Below are 391 nucleotides of genomic sequence, written 5' to 3'. Positions count from 1 at the left end.
TCGAGCGCCTGCACATTGCCCGCGCCCTCCCAGACCGAGTTCAGCGGCGACTCCCGCACCAGCCGGGGCATCCCCGACTCCTCCACGTAGCCGTTGCCGCCGAGGCACTCCGCCGCCTCCACCGCGACCGGCGCGCACCGCTTCGTCACCCAGTACTTCGCCGCCGGCACCGCGATCCGCAGCAGCGCCCGCTCCTGCCCGCCGCCGTCGTCGTAGGCCGCCGCCAGCCGCAGCGCCAGCGTCGTCGCCGCCTCCGACTCCAGCGCCAGATCGGCCAGCACGTTGCGCATCAGCGGCTTGTCCAGCAGCTTTCCGCCGAACGCCGCCCGGTGCGCGCAGTGGTGCACCGCCTGCGCCACGGCCTGCCGCATCAGCCCCGCCGAGCCCAGCA

1 protein-coding gene is annotated in these 391 nt (G+C 74.9%); it reads right to left on the bottom strand.

Translation table 11 applies throughout. From position 1 onward, the window contains the following. Positions 1-391, bottom strand: a 391-nt coding sequence (locus tag LPA54_RS41550) for an acyl-CoA dehydrogenase family protein (protein WP_267488053.1), incomplete at both ends; no start/stop codon positions are given.

The sequence above is a fragment of the Streptomyces sp. DH12 genome (assembly GCF_020873895.1).
GTDB lineage: Bacteria > Actinomycetota > Actinomycetes > Streptomycetales > Streptomycetaceae > Streptomyces.
The sequence above is the reverse complement of the archived record's forward strand: the minus strand, read 5'-3'. Positions and strand labels throughout refer to the sequence as shown.